At 41.7% G+C, this 17810-nt stretch carries 17 protein-coding genes; 15 read left to right on the forward strand and 2 right to left on the reverse strand.

Going from position 1 to position 17810, the window contains the following annotated elements; genetic code table 11:
* The first annotated feature begins 85 nt into the window (after positions 1-85).
* From tsaE to hfq, 4 genes are all read left to right on the forward strand, one after another.
* Positions 86-562 carry a tRNA (adenosine(37)-N6)-threonylcarbamoyltransferase complex ATPase subunit type 1 TsaE gene (gene tsaE, locus MF4642_RS01030; protein WP_026056383.1) on the forward strand — a complete coding sequence of 159 codons (477 nt, stop codon included), beginning with the start codon at positions 86-88 and terminating at the stop codon, positions 560-562.
* Positions 555-2495 (forward strand): DNA mismatch repair endonuclease MutL, encoded by a 1941-nt coding sequence (mutL, locus tag MF4642_RS01035; protein WP_078425011.1) that lies wholly within the window; start codon positions 555-557, stop codon positions 2493-2495. Before tsaE ends, mutL begins: the two co-directional genes overlap by 8 nt.
* A gap of 6 nt (positions 2496-2501) precedes the next feature.
* Positions 2502-3446 (forward strand): tRNA (adenosine(37)-N6)-dimethylallyltransferase MiaA, encoded by a 945-nt coding sequence (gene miaA, locus MF4642_RS01040; protein WP_078425012.1) that lies wholly within the window; start codon positions 2502-2504, stop codon positions 3444-3446.
* 93 nt (positions 3447-3539) lie between these two features.
* Entirely contained in the window at positions 3540-4058 is a 519-nt protein-coding gene (gene hfq, locus MF4642_RS01045; RefSeq protein ID WP_078425013.1) for an RNA chaperone Hfq, read from the forward strand.
* A gap of 114 nt (positions 4059-4172) precedes the next feature.
* Here hfq and MF4642_RS01050 read toward each other — a convergent pair whose 3' ends face one another.
* Entirely contained in the window at positions 4173-5477 is a 1305-nt protein-coding gene (locus MF4642_RS01050; protein ID WP_004696818.1) for a peptidylprolyl isomerase, read from the reverse strand.
* Complete coding sequence (locus MF4642_RS01055; protein ID WP_078425014.1) at positions 5477-7936, reverse strand: LPS-assembly protein LptD; 2460 nt, start codon at positions 7934-7936, stop codon at positions 5477-5479. Before MF4642_RS01055 ends, MF4642_RS01050 begins: the two co-directional genes overlap by 1 nt.
* 121 nt (positions 7937-8057) lie before the next feature.
* Here MF4642_RS01055 and MF4642_RS01060 point away from each other — a divergent pair, with 121 nt between their 5' ends.
* From MF4642_RS01060 to MF4642_RS01110, 11 genes are all read left to right on the forward strand, one after another.
* A complete protein-coding gene (locus MF4642_RS01060) occupies positions 8058-9074 on the forward strand; it encodes an aminoglycoside phosphotransferase family protein (protein ID WP_078425015.1) in 1017 nt (338 codons plus the stop codon).
* Positions 9071-9760 carry an N-acetylmuramate alpha-1-phosphate uridylyltransferase MurU gene (gene murU, locus MF4642_RS01065; RefSeq protein WP_078425016.1) on the forward strand — a complete coding sequence of 230 codons (690 nt, stop codon included), beginning with the start codon at positions 9071-9073 and terminating at the stop codon, positions 9758-9760. The genes MF4642_RS01060 and murU overlap by 4 nt, the downstream gene beginning before the upstream one ends.
* An 84-nt stretch (positions 9761-9844) precedes the next feature.
* Entirely contained in the window at positions 9845-10477 is a 633-nt protein-coding gene (gene rsmG, locus MF4642_RS01070; RefSeq protein ID WP_004984861.1) for a 16S rRNA (guanine(527)-N(7))-methyltransferase RsmG, read from the forward strand.
* A gap of 25 nt (positions 10478-10502) precedes the next feature.
* Positions 10503-11285, forward strand: coding sequence for a ParA family protein (locus MF4642_RS01075; RefSeq protein WP_004696827.1), 783 nt, complete (start codon positions 10503-10505; stop codon positions 11283-11285).
* Positions 11282-12169: a ParB/RepB/Spo0J family partition protein gene (locus MF4642_RS01080; protein ID WP_078425017.1), complete on the forward strand. Its 888-nt coding sequence runs from the start codon at positions 11282-11284 to the stop codon at positions 12167-12169. Before MF4642_RS01075 ends, MF4642_RS01080 begins: the two co-directional genes overlap by 4 nt.
* 36 nt (positions 12170-12205) lie before the next feature.
* Complete coding sequence (locus tag MF4642_RS01085) at positions 12206-12859, forward strand: MotA/TolQ/ExbB proton channel family protein (protein WP_004984856.1); 654 nt, start codon at positions 12206-12208, stop codon at positions 12857-12859.
* 8 nt (positions 12860-12867) lie between these two features.
* Positions 12868-13290, forward strand: a complete 423-nt coding sequence (locus tag MF4642_RS01090) for an ExbD/TolR family protein (protein WP_004696832.1) — start codon at positions 12868-12870, stop codon at positions 13288-13290.
* Positions 13290-15017 (forward strand): lipid A export permease/ATP-binding protein MsbA, encoded by a 1728-nt coding sequence (msbA, locus tag MF4642_RS01095; protein ID WP_078425018.1) that lies wholly within the window; start codon positions 13290-13292, stop codon positions 15015-15017. Before MF4642_RS01090 ends, msbA begins: the two co-directional genes overlap by 1 nt.
* A gap of 3 nt (positions 15018-15020) precedes the next feature.
* Positions 15021-16025, forward strand: a complete 1005-nt coding sequence (lpxK, locus tag MF4642_RS01100) for a tetraacyldisaccharide 4'-kinase (protein WP_078388680.1) — start codon at positions 15021-15023, stop codon at positions 16023-16025.
* An 8-nt stretch (positions 16026-16033) separates the two neighbouring features.
* Positions 16034-16795 carry a 3-deoxy-manno-octulosonate cytidylyltransferase gene (kdsB, locus tag MF4642_RS01105; RefSeq protein WP_078425019.1) on the forward strand — a complete coding sequence of 254 codons (762 nt, stop codon included), beginning with the start codon at positions 16034-16036 and terminating at the stop codon, positions 16793-16795.
* A 19-nt stretch (positions 16796-16814) separates the two neighbouring features.
* On the forward strand, positions 16815-17798 hold the full coding sequence (locus tag MF4642_RS01110) for a DNA polymerase III subunit delta' C-terminal domain-containing protein (RefSeq protein ID WP_078425020.1): 984 nt from the start codon (positions 16815-16817) through the stop codon (positions 17796-17798).
* Positions 17799-17810 lie beyond the last annotated feature (12 nt).

Raw genomic sequence — 17810 nt, forward strand, 5'->3', positions numbered from 1 at the left:
AATACGAGATTTAAAGCTTGTGGCTTGGGCATTTTGTGAGTCCAGTGCTATCATAATTGTTCTTTTGTCACTTGTCGTGAGTATTATGCAGTATTCATTTAATTTAACGCTCAATAATGAACAAGATACCCAAAATTTAGCGCAAATTTTGGCACAGCATTTTACGACGGGTGTAGTGTATTTAATTGGGGATTTGGGTGCGGGTAAAACTACGCTAACACGCCATTATTTACAGCATTTAGGTCATCAAGGTTCCGTGAAAAGCCCAACTTATACCTTAGTTGAGCCGTATCAAGTTCAAGGGCGTGATATTTTCCATTTTGACTTGTATCGTTTAAACGATCCGTATGAACTGGAGTTAATGGGTATCCGTGACTATTTGGAAACGCCCAATGCATTGTTTTTGTTTGAATGGCCGTCTAAAGGGGGCGATGAGATCCCTGAGGCGGACTTAATTATTGATATCCAAAAATCGGAAGATGAACTGACACGGTCTGCTACCTTAAGTTTCCATTCAGTAGCATTATTACAAGCATTAGAGAGCCAATTAAACAATGCGTGATGATTTAAAGATACGTCGTATTCATACTTTGAATCCTGCTCTAGCCAACCAAATTGCAGCAGGTGAAGTCATTGAGCGTCCAGCGTCTGTGGTCAAAGAGTTACTTGAAAACTCGATTGACGCAGGTGCGACAGAGCTGATTATTCGGGTAGAGCAAGGCGGCAGTACTTTAATTGAAATCATGGATAATGGTCGAGGGATTCACGCTGAAGATCTCCCTTTGGCGGTGATGCGCCATGCGACCAGTAAAATCAAAACCGCTGAAGATTTACATGCAATTGTCAGTTTAGGCTTTCGCGGAGAGGCATTGGCTTCTATTGCAGCGGTGTCGCGTTTAACCTTAACCAGTAGTCAAGCGGATGATGGAATTGGCTATCAAGTTGAAGTCAATGGAACTGCATTTGACCATCAAGAGATTCAGGCTGTAGCTGCACCGAAAGGTACGCATATTCGGGTACAAGATTTATTTTTTAATGTGCCTGCACGTCGAAAATTCCTCAAAAAACCTGGCACAGAGTTTGGTCATATTGAGGAAATCGTCCGACGTTTAGCGCTGACGCATTTCGATATTCGTTTTGTGCTTGAACATAATCAAAGCATCAAACTGAACTTGCCGATTGCAGATAGTGGTGAGCTACGTTTTCAGCGCGTACAACAGTTGCTAGGGCGCACATTTACTGAAAATGCTTATTGGATGGATGCAGATAGCATCAACATGCGTTTAACAGGTTGGTTGGGACATCCCTCCGATGCGCGGGCTCAGGCTGACTTACAGTATGTTTATGTGAATGGTCGAATTGTTAAAGATAAAACCATCTCTCATGCGCTGCGTATGGCTTATGATGGTATTTTGCATGGACATCAGCATGCGGGTTATTTGCTTTTTCTGGAAGTAGACCCTGAAAATATTGATGTCAATGTACATCCGACCAAACATGAAATTCGCTTTTTGAATCAACGTGAAGTACATGAATTTGTACGTCATTATGCCAAAGAGACTTTATCGCAGTTTCAAACGGCAACCGCAGATTTATCTGATGCCATGAAGATTGCAGAGAATCAAGCTTTGATGTCTGTGCAGCCTCGTTATCAAGAGCCTTTGCAGTTGCATCGTCGTGTTGAGTCTACACAAACTGGTGAGCAAGCCCCATCGGATGTGCTTACTGACTTTAGTTCAAATCAACCGCAAGGCGTCCATTATTCGGCGCAACCTTCACGCTATCAGGGCTCACAACAGCTCAATAATGCTTTGCAAAGCTATTTAGCACCTCTACGTGATACATCATCTGGTGTTGATCAAGCTCAGCCTTTGGCTGATTTTACAGTGCAAAGCCCAAAAGTCGATGAACATCCGTTGGGAATTGCAATTGCACAATTGCATGGTATTTATGTGCTGGCTCAAAATACAGAAGGGCTGATTATTGTTGATATGCATGCAGCGCATGAGCGTATTTTGCTACAGCAAATGAAGTCAGCGTGGGATAAACCAGAGTTTTGGACTTCTCAGCAGTTACTTATTCCCAAAGTGATTAATATCACGCGAATGCAAGCTATGCGAGTGGAAGAGCTCAAAGATCAATTGGCGCGTTTGGGTCTTGAAATTGATCAATATGGCGATGAGCAGGTCATTGTTCGTGGTGTGCCTGCGATTTTACATAAAGCCAACTTTGAGGCGCTGGTACCTGAATTACTGAACGATTTGGATCCAAATGATGAAGCGCAGGGCTTACTGCAAAAGCGTGATCAAATTCTAGCGGGTATGGCCTGTCATGGTGCTGTTCGCGCCCATCGCATTTTGGGTCTTTCTGAAATGAATGCTTTGCTTCGTCAAATGGAACAAACTGAATTTGCCAGCCAATGTAACCATGGTCGCCCAACTTGGCGTGCGTTTCCATTGGCTCAACTAGATAAGCTTTTTGCTCGAGGAGAGTAGTTGTACATGTCAACTCAATTGCCGGTCATCAATTTAATGGGGCCAACTGCAAGTGGTAAAACTGCTTTGGCATGTCAGCTCTATGAGCAAGGGAATTTTGAACTGATATCTGTAGATTCAGCATTGGTCTTTAAGGATATGGATATTGGTACAGCAAAGCCGACCAAAGAAGAGTTACTGCAATATCCACATCACCTTATCGATATTATTAGCCCATTAGAAGTCTACTCGGCTGCAAACTTTGTTGAAGATGCATGTGGTCTAATTGATGATATGCATGCACGAGGTAAAACCCCGATTTTGGTGGGTGGAACTATGCTCTATTTCAAGGCACTTTTAGAAGGCCTTTCAAGCAATTTACCGAGTGCAGATTATGCTGTTCGTGCTGAAATAGAAGCCAAAGGTGAAAGTGAGGGTTGGTCTGCGGTCTATGCGGAATTATGCAGTGTGGATCCACTGGCGGGCGAAAAATTTAAAGTGAGTGATAAACAACGTATTATTCGGGCTTTAGAAGTTTACAAGTTGACAGGGCAGCCCATTACTAAACTTCAAGCTGAACAGCCTAAAAATGTGCCTTATCGCTATAATTTTCATAATTATGCTTTGATGCCAGACCGTGCAGAATTGCACCAAAGAATTGCACAACGATTGAAAATTATGTGGGACATCGGATTTTTGAATGAAGTGGAAACACTTATGAAAAAATACGATTTAGATGAAAATTTACCCTCTATGCGCTCAGTTGGGTATCGACAAGCACTCGAATTTTTACAGAAAGGAGATAAAACTGTCGAAAAACAACATGAAATGGAGGATAAATCACTTTTTGCGACACGACAACTTGCCAAACGTCAATACACTTGGTTAAGATCTTTGCAAGAGGCACATAAATTTACAACGTATTCTACTATCACGCAGGCACAAGAAGACTTGCGAAACTGCTACGGATAAAGCAAAATTTAGCTACTATCTTTTTTATAATTTTTAATTGAAAAATAAAGATAGTTTTTTGCGCTGATTTTTAAATTTTTTTGGAGTTATAACATGTCTAAAGGTCAAACTTTGCAAGATCCGTTCTTAAATTCTCTCCGTAAAGAACGTATTCCTGTCTCTATCTTCCTTGTAAACGGTATTAAGTTACAAGGTCATATTGAATCTTTCGACCAATATGTTGTTTTATTAAAAAATACAGTAAGCCAAATGGTTTACAAGCATGCAATTTCTACAGTTGTTCCTGCACGTAACCCACGTCCAGCTGGTGCACCTGCTGGCGCTGGTCAACAAGGTAGCTTTGGCGGTCAACAAGGCGGCTTTGGTGGTCAACAAGGCGGCTTCGGTGGTCAACAAGGCGGCTTCGGTGGTCAACAAGGCGGCTTTGGTGGTCAACAAGGTGGCTTTGGTGGTCAAGGTGGCTTCGGTGGTCAAGGTGGAGGCTTTGGTAGTCAAGGTGGCTTTGGTAGTCAAGGTGGCTTCGGTGGTCAAAGTGGCTTCAGTGGCCAATCGACTGGTTTTGATGGCGAATCAAAATTTGAAGACACTCAAGATGACGAAAATAATCGTTAATTAATTGTTAAAAAAGCCTCTCACATGAGAGGCTTTTTTTATGTCTAATTTTTAATTTTCGTCCAAGCAAAAAAAAAGACCAGTATGAATACTGGTCTTTTTATGTGTTTAAACTTATGACTTGTTGTTCTTACGATCTAAGTTAGGATCTTTAATTTCGACATAAGCTCTGTTACGTGTTTCGCGTAACCAGCTATCAAGCTCTGCATCAAATTGACGCTCACCTAAAATTTGACGTGCCATACGCTCTTGGTATTCAGCAGTCATGTCTTGTTGACGTGTTTCAGTCACTTGAAGAATATGCCAGCCAAATTGGGTTTGGAAAGGTTTACTGGTTTGACCTACCGGTGTATTTTTCATGGTTTCTTCAAACTGAGGAACCATCACACCTGGGCTGACCCAACCCAAACTCCCGCCATCACGTGCTGAACCTGTGTCATTAGAGTAGGTGGAAGCCAAAACGGCAAAGTCTTCACCTTTTTGGACGCGGTTATACAAACTTTCGATCATTTGTTTAGCATTTTCAGGGCTAACCACTTCAGACGGTTGTATCAAAATATGGCGTGCTTTGTATTGAGGCACAATCGCTTTTTGCTCAGCACCTTTGCGTTCAACTAATTTTAAAAGATGTACACCATCACGCACTGTAATTAAATCTGTGGTTTGTCCCACTTGGAGTGGACTCACACGTGCTGCAAGCTCGCTAGGGATGTCAGAAAGTGCTCTAAAGCCCATATCTGCACCTTCAACTTTGGTGCCAGCAGTACTGAACTTTTTAGCGATTGCAGCGACATCGTTGTCGTTTGCTAGTACCGTTTTAACTTGCTTCGCCACAGCGTCAGCATTGTCACCTGAAACACGCACATGTAGCACATGCACTTGGTTACCGAGTGCTGCTTGACCTTGTGGGGTATTTAAGAAGTTTTTAACATCTTGATCTGAAATCTGGATACGAGAGGTAACGATTTGCTGGCGTAAACGATTGATGGCTAAATCTTCAGCAACGCGACTACGCAAAGAAGCATAGGTTCCGGGTGCCATTTTATCGAGCTTTTGTTGGAATGCTTCTAGGCTTGTGCTACCGGATTGTTTTGCAACATTTAAAACCGCTTCATTCAAGCTTTTTTCATCAGGTTGAATGTTGTAACGCTTCACTTGTTCAAGCTGAGTCTGACGAATAATCAGTTGCTCTAATGCTTGTTGTGCCAAATATTGCTCTGGTGGGACTTGTTTCTTTTGGCTCTCAAGTTGATGTTTGAGCTCAGCCATACTTGCTTCTAAGTCACTCTTCAAAATGACACTGTTATCGACAACAGCAACAACTTCATCCGACGCATGTACAAAAGTTGGAATAGCGGTTGCGAGAGCTAAAGCCAAAGCACTCGCTTTAAAAAATTGTTTGAACTGTTTTGTCTTCATTAACGGTCTGTCCAAGTCTGATTAATATTGTTAAAGCCTAGAATACGATTTTCTAGTAATGATGAAAGTTTACTGTTGAGTCCGCCTAAGCCTTTAAGCGTAATTTCGGCCATAATTGCACGTTTAGGTTCTACACCTGCAGCATTGACGTCATCCAAGTCGTTATAGTACTCGCGACCATAAACGGAGATCCCCCAACAGCAAGACTCGTAATTGACACCAAGGAGGTATTCACGAGCGACATTGTTGTCTAAGTCATATTGAGCGTGGCCCATAATACGCCAGTTGTTATGGATCGGTTGTACAAAAGATGCAACTACTTGGTCGTAATGTTCTTGGCGGTCTGCAATTTCTTTACGGTAGAAATAGCCAACGTTATAGAGGTTGCCTTTATCACCCGTAAAGTAAAGTTGTAAGTCGCGTTGCGCATTATCGCCATTTGCCATCCATGCTGAGTTTGCACCGAGGGTAAAGTTTTGTGAGAGCTGGCTAGATACGCTGACAATCGGACCAGAGTGATTTTCTCTGTCAAAGACATCTGCTGTTTGGTCAAGCGTTACGCGGCGGTCTTCGAAATAATAGCTTTGGCCCACACTGGCTTTTAAGCGCTCTAGACCCACCGTATCAAATAGGCTATAGCTTAAGCCTAGTGACAAGAAGTTATTGTCTTCTAGACGGTCATGGCCATAGAAGCGATTTGCACTAAATAACTGATCATAGTTGATCGATGCTGTTGCAGAGTCAAAGTTTGGTGCGCCATCTTGATTTTTATAGGGTGCGTAGGCATAGAACATGCGTGGGCTTAAGGTCTGTAAGAAAGTGCCTTCTTTTTCAAAAGTTAAACCTGCATCAAAAGTCACCTGTGGCACAACATAAGATTTGTCATTCGATGAGCGGTTGGTGTTGTCAAACTCATTGATGGTGTCTTGATCGTAGAATGTGTTCACATTGCGAATAGATACTTCAGGAATGGCGAAAGCCCACGGTGTACGGTAGTTATAGCGTACAGAAAAGTCATTATAGACACGGGTGCCGCTTGGTTCAAAGCTATCGTTGGTATCGCCGTCGATAGTCCCAAAGTCCTTTTTAAAGTAAGCCGTATCGTTGTTGAACTCGTATTCTAAGCCCAGTGCATTACCCGCTTTATAGTTGAGTAAAAACTGTGGTAAACGCGCATACGGACGGTCAACGTAGGGGGTGGTTTCGTCTAGTGTTTGGAAGTCTTCAACTTTCAGTTGGGCTTTTAGACCAGGAATTCCATTTTTATAGTTTAACTCCCACGCACGACGCAGGTTTAAGTCTGTTTTGGTGTTTGGGTTATTGCTTAAGTCAGTAAAGTAGTCTTTGTCTGAAGCATAGTTATATTCAAGATTGGTTGAGAACTGTTCATTGATTTGCCAGTTATGTAAAAAGTGCAAATCTTTACGGTCTTCATCGTCATATTTTCGGTCACCAGCTAAGTACCCCCCCCAAATTTGACCTGAACCAAAGTTTTCGGTCAAATAGCGAAACTCACCCTCAAACATTGGGCCGCGGTCGCTGATATAGCGCGGCGTAACAGTCGCGTCGTAGTTAGGTGCTAAGTTGAGATAAACAGGCACTGCAAGCTCGACACCACCATCATTGGTGAAGCCAAAACTTGGTGTCAAAATACCGGTAGTACGACGGTCATCAATCGGGAAGTTGAAATAAGGAACAGCGAGAACGGGTACATCTTTAACATAAAGTTTTGTACCACGTGTTTCACCACGTCCAGTTTCTTGATTTAACTTAATTTCGTCTGCTTGGATTTTCCACGTTGGCGATTGCTCTGGTGGGCAGGTACTATAAGTTGCATTTTTTAGCGTAGTGGTCGTTTGTGACTCACGTAGGATTTGGTCGGCCCGCCCATGCGCATGTTGTTCTTCTGAAATATAGAAACTGTTTTTCAGATCGCCTTGCTGAGTTTTTAGGTTGTAATTGATTTGGTCACTTTGCGCTAATAAGCCACTTTGCGCCATTTGCACACGACCTTCAGCATTGGCAAAGGTCTGGGTTTGGTCAATGGTAATTTTATCGGCACGGATTTGACGACCTTCTTGATCAATCAGGACATTACCTTCAAGAACAGAGTCACCTTGTGGGTTGTAGTGACCATAGTCCGCTGTAATGGTAGATGTCGCATTGGCTGCGTCAGCAGCTTTGGTTTCAGGGCTTACAGGGGTTAGCCATGTGCCTTGGCAATACGCGGAGCTTAAGTAACGACCTTGGCGCTGTTGAGCTTCAGGAGATGACTTATCGACATAGTATTGTTCGAAAAACTTTTGCCCAGGATAACTCTCTTGTAGTGCTTGTTTTAGCGATTGTTGTTCGTCTGAAATAGACGTGGTTGGTATTGCAGCATAGCTTGTGATTGAGCTACCACAAAGAAGGGTAAATATCGCAGTCGCTAAAGGATTAAATTTAAACTGATGCTTCATGTGTCTCATTTACCAAGTATGCTTAAAACGCAATTAATTATTGTCGCATCATAGAGAAAAAGTTGATAAGTGGCTACACTTAGCACTTTAAAAACTCAGCCTGTATTAGAATTTATCGCAAATGAATACACAACGTGAACAATTGATACAAACATGGATTTCATCTGTACTTGGTTCAGATCAATTTGAAATTAACTTTTTAGCAGGCGATGCAAGTTTCCGTCGTTATGCACGAATCAAGTTGAATAATAAAACATTTATGCTGATGGATGCACCACCAGAAAAAGAAGATTGTGTGCCTTTTGTGACGATTGATGAATTTTTTGATACGAACGGTGTTCGTGTACCACATATTGTGGCGAAAGATTTGGAGCAAGGCTTCTTATTGCTTGAGGATTTTGGCGATGTGCTACTGTCTACACAGCTCGATGATAAGACTGTCGATGCGCATTATGAGCAAAGTTTTAAGCAGTTGATTCAATTGCAATCTATTGATGGTGAAGGTCATTTCCCGGCTTATTCTTATGAAAAGTTAATCACTGAAATGTCGCTATTGACAGATTGGTTATTGCCAAGTTTACAGATTCAACCCACTGATGATGAGTCTGCGCTGATTAAACGTACATTTGCAATTTTAGCCAATGCTGCTTTGGCTCAACCTCAAGTGATTGTACATCGTGATTTCCATAGTCGTAATCTCATGCTTTTGGCAGATGAGCAAGAGCAGGGGGTGATTGACTTTCAGGATGCTGTGATTGGTGCAGATACTTATGATCTGATCTCAATTACACGTGATGCGTATGTGCAATGGAATCCTGAGCGCGTTTATCGTTGGTTTAAAGTGTTTTATGACTTGTTACCTGCATCGGCAAAAGAAGGTCGTGACTTTGAACAATTTAAACAAGATGCTGACTTGATGGCGATTCAACGTCATATCAAGATTTTGGGTATTTTTGTGCGTTTATTTGAACGTGACGGAAAATCAGGTTATTTGAAAGATTTACCACGTGTGATGTGGTATTTACTTGAAGAAAGCAAACCTTATGCAGAACTACAACCTTTCATGCAATTTATTTGCGATAAAGTGATGCCGAAATTTGAAGCAAAATATGGCAAATACGAGGTTGTTGCAGCATGAAAGCAATGATTTTGGCAGCGGGGCTTGGCAACCGCATGCGTCCTTTAACACTCTATAAACCGAAACCTCTGCTTGAAGTGGGTGGCAAACCACTGATCGTTTGGCATATTGAAAAACTCAAGCAAATTGGGGTCACAGAAATTGTGATTAATTCTGCATGGTTGGCCGATGTATTGATTGGCGCGCTTGGCGATGGTTCGCAGTTTGGAGTGACTATTCGTTGGACGCGTGAAGAAGAGGGGCTTGAAACAGCAGGTGGTATTATTAATGCTCTACCACTTTTGGGGACGGAACCGTTTATTTTAGTGAATGGCGATGTGTGGACCACTTTTGATTTTGCATCATTGCTCAATGTCGATTTGGGAGAAGATTTTGCGCATCTGATATTTGTAACCAATCCGACACAACATCCCAAAGGCGACTTTATCTTAAATCAAGGGCGTGCTTATACCTTTGAACAAGAGCAGTCAGGTGAAGCACTGACTTATAGTGGTGTTGCGGTTATTCACCCACAGATGTTTAAGGGTTTAGAAGCAGGTAAGCGTCCACTGGCTCCATTGCTAAAAGAAGCGATGTCTGCTGGAAAAGTTTCTGCCGGGAAAATGCAAGCCGCATGGGTGGATGTTGGCACACCTGAGCGATTAAGTGATCTAGATCTACAGATTCGTCAAGGTATGTACGTTTAAGTGCATAATCACTAAGCGTTAGCTACTGTTCCACGGCTGAGAAATCGGTATACTTCAGTTTAATTTTATTGAGATGTCTTCTTTATGCATCCATTTTTTCAAGACTTAAAGCAAGGTAGTCAAAAGCTTGGCTTAGATTTGAGTGAAGAAGCATTAAATTTATTGCTGAAGTATCAAGACGCACTTGTGCTGTGGAACAAAGCTTACAATTTAACAGCGATTCGCGATCCTAAAGAAATGCTGGTGAAGCATTTATTAGATAGTTTAAGTATTTTAAAAGATTTGCCGAAAGGTCGTTTGCTAGATATTGGTACAGGCGGTGGTATGCCGGGCATGATTATTGCTCTATGCCAACCTGAGCGCCAATGTGTTTTGCTCGATTCCAATGGTAAAAAAATTCGTTTTTTAAAACAGTTTATCGCAGACTTAAAATTAACCAATGTAATTGCAGTTCAAACGCGTGTTGAAAATGAAGATAGCATCCATGATTTGGGTCAGTTTGACGTGATTACCAGTCGTGCATTTGCCTCTTTAACCGATTTTATCAATGCATCGAAGCCTTATATGCACCAAGACAGCATTATTGCTTCTATGAAAGGCTTGGTTCCGCATGACGAAGTTGAAGCATTCAAAAACGAATTTAGCTGTGACATTATTGCGTTAAAAGTTCCACGTTTGGACGAACAACGACACTTACTTTTATTAAAACGTATCTAAAAAAATTCAAAGGATTGGGCGGGTCATGGCACAAATTATTGCGATTGCGAACCAAAAAGGTGGTGTAGGTAAAACCACAACCGCAGTAAATTTGGCTGCATCTTTAGCAGTACTTAAAAAGCGGGTTTTATTGGTTGATATGGACTCGCAAGGCAATGCGACCATGGGTTCAGGCATTCAAAAAAATGACCTACTGTATTCAGTGACCGATGTTTTACTGGGTGAAGTGCCTATAGAGACTGCGATTACCAAGGCGGAAGTGGGTTATAAGGTCTTGGGTGCAAACCGTGATTTGGCAGGCGTTGAACTTGCGATTGCTGAGCAAGAAGGGCGTGAATTTATTCTGCGTGACGCATTGCAAGAAATTGAACAAGCATATGACTACATCATTGTGGACTGTGCGCCAAGCTTAAGCTTGATCACGGTTAATGCGCTGGCAGCGGTGGATGGTGTGATGATTCCAATGCAGTGTGAATACTATGCTTTGGAAGGCTTGGCAGATTTAACACAGACTATTGATCGCATTCAACAAGCATTGAATCCTGAGTTAAAAATTATTGGTGTTCTACGCACCATGTATGATGCACGTAACGCGCTGACACGTGATGTGTCTGAAGAATTAGAACAATACTTTGGCAAAAAACTCTATGACACAGTCATTCCACGTAATGTGCGTCTAGCTGAAGCACCTGCGCATGGTTTGCCAGTGATTTATTTTGAAAAAAGCTCGAAGGGTGCAGTTGCTTATTTACATTTAGCAGCTGAAATGATTAAGAAAAGCAAAGTGAAAAAAGGAAGTAACGCATGACCGTTAAAAAACGTGGACTGGCAAAAGGTCGTGGTTTAGATGCCTTACTCGGTTCCATTCAAAAAGAGAAATTACAACTTGAAGCACAAGCTCTTGATCACGGTCAGCTAAAACAAATTGATGTGCATCTATTACAACGTGGTGAATATCAGCCACGTCGTTTTATTAATGAGCAAGACTTACAAGAGTTAGCGGCATCGATTGAAAAACACGGTGTGATGCAGCCGATTGTGATTCGTCCAATTGATAATGAAAAGCACCCCTATGAAATTATTGCGGGTGAGCGTCGTTGGCGTGCGGCTCAACTTGCCGGTTTAACGCAAGTTCCAGCCATTGTTCGTGATTTAACAGACCAAGTTGCAATTGCACTGGCGTTGATTGAGAACATTCAACGTCAAGATCTTAATCCGATTGATCAGGCGATGGCTTTACAGCGCTTCCATGAAGAGTTTGGTTTAAGTCATCAAGAAATTGCAGACACGGTAGGCAAAGCGCGTACTACAGTGAGTAATTTGCTGCGTTTATTAAGTCTAGCTGAGCAAGTTAAAGACTTTATGCAACAAGGTTTGCTGGACATGGGACATGCTCGTGCCATTTTGACTTTGAAAGGAAAAGATCAACTGAAAGTCGCTGAATTGGTGATAGAGAAGAGTTTATCTGTTCGCCAAACTGAACAATATGTTCGTGATCTCAATACGCCGAAACAAGAAAAATCAAAAACGGAAATTGCACCAGATCTTCAACAATTGACACAGCGCTTAACAGATCGTTTTAGTGCAAATGTCAAAATTGATCATAATAAACAAGGGAAAGGCAAGCTCACGATTCATTATCATTCACTCGATGAGTTAGATGGTATTTTGAATATTTGCTTAGCTGAATAATTTTATTTTCTATTTTTAAATACTTGGGGAAGTGTTATGTGGGAATTGGTAAAAGCAGGTGGGTGGCTTATGCTGCCCCTTGTGCTCTGTTCGATCTTTACTGTTGCGATTAGCTTAGAGCGTTTGATTCGCTTGAAGAAATCCACTATTTTACCGAAAGATTTGCTATTAAATTCAGCGCAAAGCGTACAAATGGTTTTGCCTAAACTTAAACAAAATCAGGATTTACAGGCAACGACATTGGGTCGTATTTTGGAAGTTGGTTACCAAAGTAAGGCACAAGGTGAACAGTTTGCACGTGCGCAGATGGAAGCAACTGCTTCTCAGGAAATTGGTTATCTTGAAAAAAATATCAATTTTTTGGGAACATTGAGTGCTGTCGCGCCTCTTTTAGGATTATTGGGAACGGTACTTGGGATTATCGAGTCATTTTTAATGATTGATATTGGGAATAGTAGTAATCCAACACTGATGATTCCGGGGATTTCTAAAGCACTGATTACAACTGCGGCAGGAATGTTCATTGCGATTCCCGCATTATTTGCTTATCGTTATTTTCAGCGGTTAGTTCAAGAGTATGTTGCTGAATTAGAACAACAATCGACTTTATTTCATGCGGCTTTATTTTATAAGCAAACAGAAACTGTGCTTGAAAACCATGATGATGTTGTTGTGAAGCAAGCGAGCTAAGGTGAAGTATGAAATTCAAACGTTCACAAGTTGAAGATGTTCATATTAACCTTACACCAATGATTGATTGCTTATTATTTATTTTGGTGTTTTTATTGCTGACCACCACCTTCAATCAATTTAGTCGTATGAATTTAACCTTGCCTGATGCGCAAGGTGTTCCACCGAAAACATTTGATCATAAAATCGAAGTGGTGGTAGATTCCACTGGGCATTATTCAATTAATGGTCAGTCTATTGCATCGAAAGATGTTTCAGAATTAAATACCGCAATTAAACAGATTTCCAATGACCGTCGTGATCTAATGTTTGTGATTGCTGCGGATGCAAAAGCAACCCATCAGGATGTGATCCGTGTGATGGATGTGGCAGGTCAGTTGGGATTTGTAAATATCAATATTAGTACCAAAGTGCCTTCTCGAGGTTATTAGTGAAACACGATTTAAAAGTTTATCTACGTCTACTGAGCTATTTAAAACCGTATTGGGGCGTAGCGATTCTTGTGGTGATTGGTTTTGCTATGAATGCGGCGACAGAAGTTTCTGTCGCTAAATTACTTGAAAAAATTATTGAAGCGATTCAACACCGTGATCAAGGTTTTACGACATTGTTCCCAATTTTGGTTGTTGTGGTAATGTTCTTTCGTGGGCTGGGTTTGTTCATGGGAGGCTACTTTACAGCGGTCATTTCTAGAAACTTGGTCTTTAATATTCGCCAAGAAGTTTTTGCAAAATTATTGCGTCTTCCTGCACAGTATTATCTAGATAATAATAGTGGTCATATCACTGCGAAGATTATGTTTAATGTGGAGCAGCTTACCGCTGCATCTTCAGAATCATTAAAAACTATTGTTCAACAAGGCCTAATCACCATTGCATTGTTGGGGTACCTGATTTATAGCAATTGGCGTCTGACCTTGTGTATTTTGATTTTTGCACCGTTGATTGGTTTACTTATCCGTAAAGCGGCAAAGCGCATGCGTAAGCTTTCTATTCAAGTCCAAGATACCATGGGTGATGTCAATCACGTGGTACAAGAGACGGTCAATGGTCACTTGGTGGTAAAAGGTTTTGGTGGTCAAGGGTATGAGCAACAACGTTTTAAAGATACCTCATTGGAGAATTTACGACGCGGTTTGAAAATGGTGGTTGTGCAACAGCTCAATAGTCCAATTGTACAGTTGATTATGTCAATTGCTCTGAGTATTGTGATGTGGATCGCACTACGCCCAGAAATTCTACAAGATACCAGCGCGGGTCAATTTGTGGCGTATATTACTGCAGCAGGTATGTTGAGTCGGCCAATTAAAGCATTGACTGATGTGAATGAAAAAATTCAACGGGGTATGGCTGCAGCACATTCAGTTTTTGAAATTTTAGATTTGCCTGAAGAAAAAAATACTGGGACTTTAACTCCAGTACTGAAAGGTAATATCGACTTTAAAGATGTGAACTTAGTTTATGTGGATGGTTATCAAGCGCTGCATGATTTTAATCTGAGTGTCAAAGAGGGTGAGACGATTGCTTTAGTGGGGCGTTCTGGCGCTGGTAAAACCTCTTTGGTGAACTTGTTAGTGCGTTTCCAAGATACGACCTCGGGCCAAATCCTCTTTGATGGTATTGATATTCACGATATTGAAATCAATAGTCTGCGTACCCAAGTGGCAATGGTCAATCAACAAGTGGTTTTATTTAACCGCACTGTGCGTGACAATATTGCCTATGGTCAGCTTGAAAATGCCTCTGATGAAGAGGTAATTGCAGCAGCAAAAGCGGCCTATGCACATGACTTTATTATGGCTTTACCACAAGGCTACAACACTAAGTTGGGGGCGCAAGGCCTTAATTTATCGGGTGGCCAACGTCAACGTATAGCCATTGCTCGTGCGATTTTGAAAAATGCGCCTGTATTGATCTTAGATGAAGCCACCAGCGCGCTTGATAATGAATCAGAGTATTTTATTCAGCGTGCCTTCGATGCTGCAATGCGGGATCGTACCACGATTGTCATTGCGCATCGTTTATCCACTATTGAAAATGCAGACCGTATTGTGGTGATGGATAAAGGGCGTATAGTAGAGCAAGGTACACACGCTGAACTGATTGCGAAGCAGGGTGCTTACTATCAGCTCCATCAGCGTAATTTTGAGGAAAACTAAGTCATGTCAGGTGCACAGTTTATTCAGGATGCTTGGAACTCACAGGCAAAGTGGTTAATTGTGCTTCGTCCGTTGTCTTGGTTATATCGAGGCGGTTTTCTTCTAAACCGTAAGTTGTATCGGTGCAATATTAAAAAAGCCTATACGGCTCCTGTACCTGTCATGGTGATTGGTAATATTACCGTGGGTGGGAGTGGTAAAACCCCTCTGCTCATTCACTTGGTGAGTTATCTGCAAAGTAAGAATATTCGAGTGGGTGTGATCAGTCGTGGTTATGGTGCCAAAGGCCCATTTCCGACTATGGTGGATCTCAACTCATTGCCTGAAAATGTAGGTGATGAGCCAACTCTCATCGTGCAATCCACTGATGTGCCGATGGCGGTGGGTCCAAATCGCCAAGAAAGTATTGAACTGCTTTTATCTCACTATCCCATTGATCTGATCATTAGTGATGATGGGCTTCAACATTGGGCATTGAGTCGCCAAATTGAATGGATTGTCCTAGATAATAATCGTGGACTAGGCAATGAAAAGTTATTGCCCGAAGGTTATTTACGAGAGCCAAAGTCTAGGTTGGATCAAGGCATAGTGATCGAGCATGCAGATCATCCTACTCGTACTATGCACATGCACTTAGAAGTTGCAGAGCCTTATTTGTTGAACAGTACTGAAGCAAAAGCTTTCAATCCGCAAGATGATTTTTATGCGGTCGTGGGGATTGGGTTTCCGCAGCGCTTTTATCGTACTTTAGAGCGTATGGGGGTGCAGCAGTTCCAGTGTCATGAGTTTGCCGATCATTATGAATATGAGTTAGAGGATTTGGTTTTTGACGATGCCAATCCCATTATTACCACTGAAAAAGATGCAGTGAAAATTTTAGCGTTGCTCAAACAAAATCCTAGTTTTGCCCGTGATATTTGGGTTGTTCCTGTCGATGCAGTGTTATCGACGGCGTGTTATGACACCTTACATCAACAGCTCGCCGCTGTAGGTATTGAAATTTCTTAAGGTCTTTTATGAAGCATATTGTTATTCCTGCACGTTTCGCAAGCACACGTTTATCTGGAAAACCACTCCTTAAAATTCATGGCCGTGAAATGATTTTACGGGTCGTTGATCAGGCGAAGAAAGTGGAAGGTTTTGATGATCTTTGCGTCGCAACGGATGATCAGCGAATTTATGATCTTTGCATGGCTGAAGGTGTGGATGCGGTGTTGACTTCTGCGGATCATCCCTCGGGAACAGACCGCCTAAGTGAAGTGGCAAAAATTAAGGGCTGGGCCAGCGAAGATATCATTGTGAATGTTCAAGGTGATGAGCCTTTGTTGCCTGCAGCTTTGGTTAAGCAAGTCGCGCAACTTTTAGAGTCACAAGCCGATTGTTCAATGTCGACCTTGTGCGAACCAATTCAGCATTTAGATGAATTTAAACGTGACAGTATTGTTAAAGTGGTAATGTCGAAGTACAAACAAGCACTTTACTTTAGTCGCGCCACTATTCCATATGACCGAGATGCTGCAAAGCAAGTGCAACAAACGTTGCATAATCAAGCCTTCCGTCATTTGGGTTTGTATGCTTACCGCGTGAAACTACTTCAAGAGTATGTGACATGGGATATGGGTGCACTTGAAAAGCTCGAAAGCTTAGAGCAGCTGCGTGTTTTGGAGAATGGACATCATATTGCCATTGATATCGCAGAAGCGAACTTACCACCGGGTGTGGATACACAAGAAGATTTAGATCGTTTAAATGCCATGGATGTGGCTTATTTTGCATAATAGAACTTAGGTCGTCTACATGAAACAAACGCTGCCTGAGCAGATTTATCCGTGGCATCAAAATGTTTGGGAAACTTTAACCACGCGATTTCCCAATATTGGTCATGGCTTATTGTTTTATGGCAAAAAAGGTTGTGGTAAAGAGATTTTTGCTGAGCAGTTTCTTGCTTGGGTCTTATGTGCGAAGCGGCAGCCAAATCATTTGGCCTGTGGGGAGTGTGGGAGTTGTCAGTGGTTAAAGGCGGATACACACCCCAATTATGTGCACATCACTACCGATGAAGACAATAAGAAACAAAATGCCAAGATCAAAATTGAGAAAATTCGTGATCTGCTGCCTTTTGTGCAGCAAACGGTAGATGGTTGGCGCGTCATCATTATTGAACCAGCGGAAGCTTTAAATACAGCTTCAGCCAATGCTTTATTGAAAACGCTTGAAGAACCAGGTGATCGTGTTGTTATCATTTTATTGGCAGATCATTATTTAAAACTGCCTGCAACCATTCGCAGTCGTTTGCAACATTTTGCTTTGGATCGCATAAATGAACAGCAAGCAGAGCAATTTTTAAATCAGCATTTGTCCCATAGCGATTTGGCACAGCAACATTTGTTGATGAATTTGTCCAATCATATGCCGTTGCAGGCAATTACATTGTCCGAGAGTGAATGGATTCCTCAACGTGCTGAATTTTTAAAAGATTGGCAAAAGTTGGTGATGGATAAAAATATGCCGATGGCAATTGCGACCAAGTGGAATAAAGCGCTTACATTTAGTGATTTTAGTCAAATGTTTGAGTACTTGTTGTCAGATTTGATTTGTGTCAAGCTAAATCAGCAATTAAAAAACACTGATTTGGATTTCAGTGTGCTGGCAGAACGGTATTCACTTGAAACTTTGTTTTCAATTTACGCCGAGTTGCAACAGTCAAAACAATATATTGAACAAAACGTACAAACTAATTTAGTGCTCGACCAATTGTGCATTCGGTTGATGGATGTTTAAAACAGGGGAATT

Source organism: Acinetobacter sp. MF4642 (genome assembly GCF_002018925.1).
GTDB lineage: Bacteria > Pseudomonadota > Gammaproteobacteria > Pseudomonadales > Moraxellaceae > Acinetobacter > Acinetobacter johnsonii.